Consider the following 9,238-nt stretch of genomic DNA (forward strand, 5'->3'; position numbering starts at 1 on the left):
AGAATTGCGGCGGAATCTAGCAGAAAGCAAGCAAAGAAAAAAGGCGACAGATTATTTACCTGTCGCCCTTTTTCCTGACTCTATACCGGTCACCGGTTTTTCCGTCCCTGTCGCTTTTCGACAACCCCTGTCTTTCCCTTAGCCTGCAACGCTCCGTGTCGCTTTCCTTTTCCCTTTTAACGCCGCTTCCCCTGGCGGGCCAGCCTGGCCGTAATCCGTTGTTCGTCATCCTGACGCCAGCATCCTGTTGCGGAATCCTCTCCCTGAGGCTGCCTTGCCTGTGCTTTCTACTTTACCAGGATCTTGCCGATGCTCAAGCAAGCGCAGCCATAACTGGGGGACTTTCAGAAATTTCTGTACGCATAAGCTGCTGTTTTACTTAACTTAAATTTCGCATGTTGCTGATTTTTTACTAAAAAATCTCAAAGCAGGAATAGCCGATCGCTTACAAAAGCGCGGGGAAGCGTTGTAAGCCAGCAGCCAGGATAAACACCGTCTTTCGGCCAGGTTCAGGTATAATCCTGGCAATTGCTTATCCCCTGACGGAGAAAACCGTTTTGACTAACTGGAATTATCAGCTGACGCACTTTGTCACCAGCGCGCCAGATATCCGCCATCTTCCTGCCGACACCGGCATTGAAGTGGCCTTTGCCGGTCGCTCTAACGCGGGGAAATCCAGCGCGTTAAATACGCTCACCCATCAAAAAAACCTGGCGCGCACCAGTAAAACGCCGGGGCGTACTCAGCTTATCAACCTGTTTGAAGTGGCTGAAGGCAAGCGCCTGGTAGACCTGCCAGGCTATGGTTATGCCGAAGTGCCGGAAGAAATGAAACGCAAATGGCAGCGCGCGCTGGGTGAATATCTGGAGAAACGCCTGTGCCTGAAAGGGCTGGTGGTGCTGATGGATATTCGTCATCCGCTTAAAGATCTCGATCAGCAGATGATTGAATGGGCGGTGGACAGCCAGATCCCGGTGCTGGTGCTGCTGACCAAAGCAGACAAGCTGGCAAGCGGCGCGCGTAAGTCACAGCTTAATATGGTGCGCGAAGCGGTGATCGCGTTTAACGGCGACGTGCAGGTAGAAATGTTTTCTTCGTTGAAGAAAATGGGCGTCGACAAACTGCGTCACAAGCTGGACAGCTGGTTTAATGATATGCCGGCAGACGCGGAAGAAGAAAACGCCGAAGAGGCGTGATCGCGTGCGGGGCAGCTTCCCGCACCCTTTGTTCCGCACAATAAAAAACGCCCCAGTCATTACTGACTGGGGCGGCTAAATATTCAGCCAAATCCGATTACGTGAAGTAAAAGGTCTGAAAGATAGAACATCTTACCTCTGTACCCTACGTCTTTAACTCTACCTTTTTTTTTCTGACCTACAAAGCACTTTTTGTAGTTTTTTTTCACTCTTTACATAGCGAATTCTAATGATCATCACAAAACGCTATGACTTATGTTGCTTAGTTACATAAAACGGCTATGCATTGACCCGTTTAGTGCGCCTGATCCCAGTTTTCACCGCTGCCCACTTCCACCAGCAAAGGCACGTCAAGTTGCGTACTGGTTTCCATGAGGTGATGAATCTTCTGCGACACGGCTTCGAGATCATCTTTATGCACTTCAAACACCAGTTCATCGTGCACCTGCATGATCATTTTTACCCGCGGCTTCTCTTCCTGTAACCAGGCGTCAACGGCTATCATGGCGCGCTTGATGATGTCCGCCGCGGTTCCCTGCATCGGCGCGTTGATCGCCGCGCGTTCAGCGCCAGCGCGGCGCGCCGCATTACTGGCGTTAATATCCGGCAGGTATAAACGCCGCCCCTCCAGCGTCTCAACATATCCCTGCTCTTTTGCCTGCTTACGGGTGCGTTCCATGTATTCCAGCACGCCCGGATAGCGTTCAAAGTAGAGATCCATATACTTCTGCGACTCTTTACGGGAAATATTCAGCTGACGCGAAAGGCCAAATGCGCTCATGCCGTAAATCAGACCAAAGTTAATGGCTTTAGCGCTGCGCCGCTGTTCGCCGGAAACGCTCTCCAGCGGCATGCCGAATACCTCAGCGGCCGTGGCGCGGTGAATGTCCTGGCCTTCGGCAAACGCCTTGAGTAAGCCTTTATCGCGGGAAAGGTGCGCCATAATGCGCAATTCGATTTGCGAATAGTCAGCAGAAACGATGAGGTAATCGTCAGGGGCAATAAAAGCCTGACGAATGCGCCGTCCCTCTTCATTACGCACCGGAATGTTTTGCAGGTTTGGATCGGTTGAGGAAAGCCGCCCTGTTGCCGTTACCGCCTGGTGATAAGAGGTATGAACACGTCCCGTTTTTGGGTTGATCATCAGCGGCAGCTTATCGGTATAGGTCGATTTCAGCTTCGCCAGGCCGCGATACTGCAAAATCACCTTCGGCAACGGGTAGTCCAGCGCCAGCTCCGCCAGCACTTCTTCGGAGGTGGACGGCGCGCCGCCAGGCGTTTTTTTCAATGGCTTGATGCCCTGCTTCTCGAACAGGATCGTTTGCAGCTGTTTCGTTGAAGAAAGGTTGAACGGCTCGCCTGCAATCTCGTGTGCTTTTTGTTCGAGCTCCGCCAGATGATGGGTTATCTCTTCAGAATGCGCATGCAGAACGGCAGGGTCAATTTTTACGCCGTTACGCTCAATACGCGAGATAACCGGCACCAGCGGCATTTCAATGTTCTGGAAGATATTGAGCGGGCCTGCGTGCTTTTGCAGCTTCGGCCACATCTTCAAATGCAACTGCAACGTGACATCGGCATCTTCCGCCGCATAGCGCCCCGCTTCCTCCAGTGCTATCTGGTTAAAAGTTAGCTGGTTTTTTCCTTTGCCGGCGATGGTTTCAAAGGTAATGGTTTGATGCTTAAGCCAGCGCTCAGCAAGGCTGTCCATATCATGACGGCCTGAAACGCTGTCGAGAATGTAAGATTCCAGCATGGTATCGAACGCAATGCCGCGCAGCTCAATGCCATAATTTTCCAGCACGCCACGGTCATATTTCAGGTTCTGTCCCACCTTCAACCGTTTTTCATCTTCCAGCAATGGCTTGAGGAGTTCGAGAACGCGCTCACGGGAAAGCTGATCCGGCGCATCCAGATAATCATGCGCGACAGGGACATAAGCGGCGAGGCCCGGTTCCGTGGCAAAAGAGATACCCACCAGGTTAGCCGTCAGGTTATCCAGGCTGTCGGTTTCGGTATCGAAGGCGAAAACGGGCGCTTTTTTCAGACGGTCTATCCACGTCTGCAATGTCTCTTCATCCAGAATCGTGACGTAATTTTCAAAGGAGAGCGCAACGGCTTCTTCTTCTGGTTCAGCCTCAATCTGGATAGTTTCTTTCGGCTTAACGGCAGGTTTTACCCCTTTAGCCTGGAGCCACTTGCCCGCCTCTACGTCAGACGTCCAGCGTTTGAACTCATAACGCCTGAATAAGCCCAGCAGCTCATCCACCAGCGGTTGCTGCACTTCAAGCTGCTCGCTGGTGAGCTCCAGCGGCACGTCGGTTTTGATAGTCGCCAGTTGATAGGAGAGATAAGCCACGTCTTTGCTTTGCTCAAGCTTCGCCGCCATGGTTTTCGCGCCGCGAAAAGCAAGCTCTGCAATTTTTTCCGGGTTAGCATAAAGCGAGTCCAGCCCGCCCAGCCCTTGCAGCAGCGCCTGCGCGGTTTTTTCTCCTACGCCCGGCACGCCGGGGATGTTATCCGACGAATCGCCCATCAGCGCCAGGAAATCAATAATCAGCTCCGGGGGCACGCCATATTTGGTCTGTACTTCTTCCGGGCCAAGAATGGTGTTGGTCATCGTATTGATAAGCGTAACCTGCGGCGTGACCAGCTGCGCCATATCTTTGTCTCCCGTGCTGATAAGCACGGCGCGGCCTGCGGCGGCGGCTTCTTTCGCCAGCGTGCCGATAACGTCGTCTGCCTCGACGCCGCTCACGGCAAGCAGCGGCAGCCCCATAGCTTTTACCATGGCGTGAAGCGGTTCAATCTGGGCGCGAAGATCATCCGGCATAGGCGGGCGATGAGATTTATAGTGCTCGAAAAGCTCGTCGCGGAAAGTTTTTCCTTTCGCATCAAACACCACTGCGGCGTGCGTCGGCTGATATTGCAGCAAGAGACTGCGCAGCATATTCAGTACGCCATACATCGCACCTGTCGGTTCGCCTGCGCTGTTAGTCAGCGGTGGAAAAGCGTGATAAGCCCGGTAGAGATAAGAAGAGCCATCAACAAGGATAAGGGGATTTTCTGGGATCTGAACCATGTGTCCGTGCCTGATTATCAAGTTATGGATAAAGGATGCCATAGCCTGGCAAAAAACATGAACTTTTCAGGCCAACTGGGGCGAAAGTTTTGTCGATCCGCGAGATCCCTCCCAGCGCCGCCTGTGGATAACTTTGTGTACAGTTTTATAAGCCATTAATAACGTAATAGAATTTTACCGCTTCGCATAACAAAAAACCATTTTCATCAATGACTTGCGTAATTAATGCTTTAGCTAACTATGCCAGACTGAAAAATTATTGATGTGGATATAAAAAGGTTAGCTGGATTATTAAGCTGCTATTTTGTTTTATGAATTTCATTCTCTTAAACCCGGTTACCTTTAAGAGCCTCGTTGCGGACTGATTTCTGGTAAAATCGCTCTCTTAAATTTTTGTTATGTTTTTTTCCAATTACTTATCGAAAACGCCATTATGTCGAGAATACTCGCCGCGATAACGCTGGTTTTAAGTATCGCATTAACTGTCCTGGTTACCCTCTGCTGTTCTGTGCCGATCATTCTGGCGGGTATTATTAAGCTTGTTTTGCCATTTCCACCGGTCTGGCGCTCTGTCTCTGCCTTTTGCAATTTCATGATGTATTGCTGGTGCGAGGGGCTGGCGATATTGCTGCATTTAAATCCGCATCTGAAATGGGATGTGGAAGGATTAGAAGGGCTTAACAAAAAAAACTGGTATTTGCTCATTTGTAATCATCATAGCTGGGCCGATATCGTGGTGCTTTGCGTGTTGTTCCGCAAGCATATCCCTATGAACAAGTACTTTTTGAAACAGCAACTTGCATGGATCCCCTTTATTGGTCTGGCCTGCTGGGCGCTGGATATGCCTTTTATGCGGCGCTATTCACGCAGCTATCTTCTTAGACACCCGGAAAGACGCGGCAAAGATGTAGAAACGACGCGTCGCTCCTGTGAGAAGTTCCGTCATCATCCCACCACAATAGTGAATTTTGTTGAGGGTTCCCGCTTTACGGAAGAAAAGCGGCGACAGCAGCATTCCCCTTATAAACGTTTACTCCCGCCAAAAGCGGCAGGTATTGCTATGGCGCTGAACGTATTAGGGAAACAGTTTGATAAATTACTTAACGTAACGCTGAGCTATCCGGAAAATAACGAAAAACCGTTTTATGACATGCTGAGCGGCAAGCTTACCCGTATCGTAGTACGGATTAATTTATTGCCGATTGATGAAACATTACATGGCGATTATGTAAACGATAAAAACTTCAAAAGAGGTTTTCAGCGCTGGCTGAATAACTTATGGAGTGAAAAAGATGCGATGCTGGAACGCATGGCGGAAAGCAACAAAAACGCCGGTGAATGACCGGCGTTTTTTTATAGCGACTATTTCTGGCTGACAAGCGCTTTAACAGTATCAGCATATTGCTGAACAAAAGCGTCCATATTGCTGGTATCCATACCCTGCGGGTTCAGCTGATATTTGCCGTTAACATACATGGCCGGAACGCCTTGCAGTTGCAGATCCGCCGCCGCTTTTTGCTGCTGGGCAACCAGCGATTTCACCACAAAACTGTTCCATGCAGCGTCATACTCTTCCGGCTTTACGCCCGCATCAACAAAAACTTTGCGAATATCCGCCACCGACTGAACGGTCTGTGTTTTTTGCACCGCTTCAAACATTGGCGCAGTGATTTTGTCTTCCACGCCCAGCGCCATTGCTACAGCCCATGCCTGAGTCAAATCTTTACCCAGCGGCCCAAGAAATTCGACATGGTACTTGGTCATTTTCGTGCCTTCCGGCAGCTTTTTCTTCACCGTGTCGGATACATGCAGCACTTCTTCAAACTGATAGCAATGCGGGCAGTAGAAGGAGAAGAACTCCAGTACCTGGGGCTCGCCAGCCACCGGTTTTTGTAAGGTGATGTACTCTTTACCGTCGGTAACCTGCGCTGCTGAGGCGCTGAAAGCCAGAATCATACCTGCCAGCGCCAGCCAAATCTTTTTCATAATCTACTTTCTCCTGAAAATTACTGATTAATACATCGGCGTTAATTGTAGAGGCGGTTCACTCAAGACCCTGACCTGTTCGATAAAAATGGCGGTCTGTCGGCGCCAGTAATCTTCCTCGGCAAGCCAGGGAAAACTTCTGGGAAAAGCGGGATCTTCCCAGCGTCGAAGCAGCCACGCCAGATAATAGACCATACGCATAGCGCGCAAAGGCTCTATCAGCGCAAGCTCGTTAAGGCTAAAGGGCATGAATTCTTCGTATGCTTCGATTATTGTCTCAAGCTGGATGCGCTGTTCGGCTTTATCGCCGTTTAACAGCATCCATAAATCTTGTATCGCCGGGCCGTTACGCGCATCGTCAAGGTCGACAAACAGCGGCCCGTCACGCCAGAGAATATTGCCGGGGTGGCAGTCGCCATGCAGGCGTAACGGTGTAAAACCGGTATGCCACTGCGCGTTGACAGCCTCAATTAGCTTATCCGTTGCGTTAAGAAAATCCGCTTTGAGCGAGGCCGGGATGAGGGTCTGTTGTTCAAAAATCTGGCGAGGTTCGATCAAATATTCCTGAACGTCGATAGAAGGACGATGTTCAAAGCGAGCGCGGCGTCCACACTGATGAATCCGGCCGAGATACCTTCCGACCCATTCCATTTGATCAAGGCTATCGGCCTCATACTGCCGACCGCCCAGGCTTGGGAACACAGCAAAATAATATCCCTGATGGCAAAGCAGCGTCTCGCTGTTAAAACGCAAAGGCGCGGCAAGCGGCACCTCTTCTTGCTGTAGTTCCAGCGCAAAGCGGTGTTCTTCGCCGATCTGCTCCGCGCTCCAGCGTTGGGGGCGATAGAATTTCACCACGTAACGCTTACGATCTTCATCCTGAAACTGGTAAACGCGGTTCTCATAGCTATTAAGCGCAATCAGGCCTGAATCAACGCGGATACCCTGTTCAAACAGGGCATCCATAATCATATCCGGGTGTAATGTCTGGAAAGTAAAAGCGTTATTGGTCATTCCAAAAACCGCAAAGCAAAGCGAATGGCCAAGAATAGCATTTTGTGACCGCAGTGGTGGATCCGCTTACAAGCTTTTACTCTTTAATTACGCCGCGGGCGCGCAGCAGGGCGGTTTTAAAATCTTCTTCGTAATCTTTTTGGATACCCGGGATCACCGCATCTTTGGCGCTATCGCGCATTTTTAGTTGGTAAATCAAAATATCGTCAGAGAGATCCGCAAGTTCACCGGTATAACCTGACTCAGTCGCCAGTTTCTGCAAAAATTGCAGCAGGTTAAGATCTGGCTCTTTTTCCCAGGCAGGTTGCAGCAATTCGATAACTTCATTCAGGCGTTTGCATTTCATAATGAGCTCCTTTGGCTTAAGAAGGACACGTTAGCAGGCTCAAACCCACAAGAAAAGAGGTGATATACGTGATGCGCGGTAACGAAATAACAGCCGTGATTCTGGCAGGCGGACAGGCAAGAAGAATGCATGGCCAGGATAAAGGCTTGCAGCTTTTGAAGGGAAAGCCGCTCTGGCAACACGTTGCGCAGCGCTTATCACAGCAGGTGGACAAAATAGCCATAAGCGCTAACCGCAATATGGGAGCGTATAAGCAAAGCGGCTTGCAGGTTATTAGCGATACGCTGCCTGATTATCCCGGTCCGCTGGCCGGCATGCTTGCTGCAATGCAAAGTCTCAAAAGTGAATGGTTTCTTTTTTGCCCCTGCGACACGCCTTTTATTCCATCAGACTTAGTCGCCGTTCTGTGGCAGGGACGGCAGAATGCTAAAGCTGTCTGGGCGCATGATGGCGAGCGTGATCATCCCACGCTTGCTTTGCTTCATCACTCATTAGAAAAACCATTGCATGACTACCTGGAGAGAGGCGAGCGTCGCGTAATGCTTTTTTTGCGCGAGGCAGGCGGGCATAGCCTCTCTTTTCAACACGAAAGCGCATGTTTTATTAACGTTAATACTACCGACGATTTGGCTTACTGGCAGGAAAGATGATGGTTCCACTATTAGGCATTGCCGCATGGAGCGGAACGGGTAAAACAACACTTCTCAAACAGCTTATTCCCTGGCTACGCCAAAACGGGATCCGTTCAGGAATAATCAAACATACCCACCATGAAATGGATGTGGATAAGCCTGGCAAAGATAGTTATGAATTACGTCATGCTGGCGCCAATCAGACCCTGGTAGCCAGTGAGAAGCGTTGGGCGCTAATGACTGAAACGCCAGAGCGACCGCCGCTTGATTTGCATTATCTTGCAAGCCGGATGGACGCCAGCATGCTTGATCTTATTCTGGTCGAGGGATTCAAACAGGAAGCGCTACCTAAAATCGTTCTGTTTCGGGAGGGAGCGGGGCATATCGCTGAAGATTTAGAACTCGATGAGTTTGTTATTGCTGTTGCTACTGACGTTAAGCTTGATAGCGTTTGTCCCCTGCTCGATATTAATGATATTGAGCAGATTGGCTTGTTCATTATTACATGGCTGAAAGAGCAGAAAGGCAGATAACAATAAAACATGTCACCGGCTTTTCAAAACTGGCCATTAGGGACATATAGGTAATCACTGGTTCTGGAGCTGTTGGATAAAAACATGTCGAAAAGGGAACGACGTGTTCCCGCAGGAAGAGCAGTCTATAGCGCTTTGTAGTCCAGACGCAGAAATGCAAAAAGCCCATCCGTGAGGATGGGCTCTTGCGTTATTTGATGCCTGGCAGTTCCCTACTCTCGCATGGGGAGGCCCCACACTACCATCGGCGCTACGGCGTTTCACTTCTGAGTTCGGCATGGGGTCAGGTGGGACCACCGCGCTACGGCCGCCAGGCAAATTCTGTTCACCTGCCGCCACTTCCGGCCACAGGCTGTATCCGTCACAAGCTGAATTGCTCAAATCACGCCAAAACACCTTCGGCGTTGTAAGGTTAAGCCTCACGGTTCATTAGTACCGGTTAGCTCAAC

9 protein-coding genes and 1 rRNA gene are annotated in these 9,238 nt (G+C 50.2%); 4 read left to right on the forward strand and 6 right to left on the reverse strand.

The features are described 5' to 3' along the window. Nucleotides 1-557: 557 nt before the first annotated feature. The gene (yihA, locus tag DW56_RS21030; RefSeq protein WP_024551523.1) at nt 558-1,196 is read left to right on the forward strand and encodes a ribosome biogenesis GTP-binding protein YihA/YsxC; all 639 of its coding nucleotides are present in this window, start codon (nt 558-560) and stop codon (nt 1,194-1,196) included. An 83-nt stretch (nt 1,197-1,279) separates the two neighbouring features. On the opposite strand, the gene spfP is transcribed toward yihA, so the two are convergent. Together spfP and polA are read right to left on the reverse strand one after the other, a co-directional pair. After that, nucleotides 1,280-1,327 carry a small protein SpfP gene (gene spfP, locus DW56_RS23250; protein ID WP_071892919.1) on the reverse strand — a complete coding sequence of 16 codons (48 nt, stop codon included), beginning with the start codon at nt 1,325-1,327 and terminating at the stop codon, nt 1,280-1,282. Nucleotides 1,328-1,491: 164 nt separating this feature from the next. Continuing rightward, complete coding sequence (gene polA / locus DW56_RS21035; protein ID WP_024551522.1) at nt 1,492-4,278, reverse strand: DNA polymerase I; 2,787 nt, start codon at nt 4,276-4,278, stop codon at nt 1,492-1,494. Between the two features lie 433 nt (nt 4,279-4,711). Here polA and DW56_RS21040 point away from each other — a divergent pair, with 433 nt between their 5' ends. Further along, nucleotides 4,712-5,620 (forward strand): acyltransferase, encoded by a 909-nt coding sequence (locus DW56_RS21040; protein WP_029697541.1) that lies wholly within the window; start codon nt 4,712-4,714, stop codon nt 5,618-5,620. 20 nt (nt 5,621-5,640) lie between these two features. On the opposite strand, the gene dsbA is transcribed toward DW56_RS21040, so the two are convergent. The 3 genes from dsbA to DW56_RS21055 form a co-directional block, all read right to left on the reverse strand. Continuing rightward, nucleotides 5,641-6,264, reverse strand: coding sequence for a thiol:disulfide interchange protein DsbA (gene dsbA, locus DW56_RS21045; protein ID WP_024551519.1), 624 nt, complete (start codon nt 6,262-6,264; stop codon nt 5,641-5,643). A gap of 27 nt (nt 6,265-6,291) precedes the next feature. Continuing rightward, entirely contained in the window at nt 6,292-7,278 is a 987-nt protein-coding gene (locus tag DW56_RS21050) for a serine/threonine protein kinase (RefSeq protein ID WP_024551518.1), read from the reverse strand. A gap of 76 nt (nt 7,279-7,354) precedes the next feature. Then, nucleotides 7,355-7,624: a YihD family protein gene (locus DW56_RS21055; protein WP_024551517.1), complete on the reverse strand. Its 270-nt coding sequence runs from the start codon at nt 7,622-7,624 to the stop codon at nt 7,355-7,357. Between the two features lie 71 nt (nt 7,625-7,695). Here DW56_RS21055 and mobA point away from each other — a divergent pair, with 71 nt between their 5' ends. Beyond that, nucleotides 7,696-8,274 carry a molybdenum cofactor guanylyltransferase MobA gene (mobA, locus tag DW56_RS21060; RefSeq protein WP_029697539.1) on the forward strand — a complete coding sequence of 193 codons (579 nt, stop codon included), beginning with the start codon at nt 7,696-7,698 and terminating at the stop codon, nt 8,272-8,274. Then, complete coding sequence (mobB, locus tag DW56_RS21065) at nt 8,259-8,789, forward strand: molybdopterin-guanine dinucleotide biosynthesis protein MobB (RefSeq protein ID WP_234409178.1); 531 nt, start codon at nt 8,259-8,261, stop codon at nt 8,787-8,789. Before mobA ends, mobB begins: the two co-directional genes overlap by 16 nt. Nucleotides 8,790-8,988: 199 nt before the next feature. Here the strand turns inward: mobB and rrf are convergent. Continuing rightward, nucleotides 8,989-9,104 (reverse strand): 5S ribosomal RNA (gene rrf, locus DW56_RS21070). Nucleotides 9,105-9,238 lie beyond the last annotated feature (134 nt).

Origin of the sequence: Franconibacter helveticus LMG 23732, assembly GCF_000463115.2 — a bacterium.
In the GTDB taxonomy this organism is placed as follows: domain Bacteria; phylum Pseudomonadota; class Gammaproteobacteria; order Enterobacterales; family Enterobacteriaceae; genus Franconibacter; species Franconibacter helveticus.

What these genes read in the sequence shown, in the direction of transcription:
- DW56_RS21040 (WP_029697541.1), top strand. Translation starts at nt 4,712, where the DNA reads ATGTCGAGAATACTCGCCGCGATAACGCTGGTTTTAAGTATCGCATTA.
- dsbA (WP_024551519.1), bottom strand. Translation starts at nt 6,264, where the DNA reads ATGAAAAAGATTTGGCTGGCGCTGGCAGGTATGATTCTGGCTTTCAGC.
- mobA (WP_029697539.1), top strand. Translation starts at nt 7,696, where the DNA reads ATGCGCGGTAACGAAATAACAGCCGTGATTCTGGCAGGCGGACAGGCA.
- DW56_RS21050 (WP_024551518.1), bottom strand. Translation starts at nt 7,278, where the DNA reads ATGACCAATAACGCTTTTACTTTCCAGACATTACACCCGGATATGATT.
- polA (WP_024551522.1), bottom strand. Translation starts at nt 4,278, where the DNA reads ATGGTTCAGATCCCAGAAAATCCCCTTATCCTTGTTGATGGCTCTTCT.
- DW56_RS21055 (WP_024551517.1), bottom strand. Translation starts at nt 7,624, where the DNA reads ATGAAATGCAAACGCCTGAATGAAGTTATCGAATTGCTGCAACCTGCC.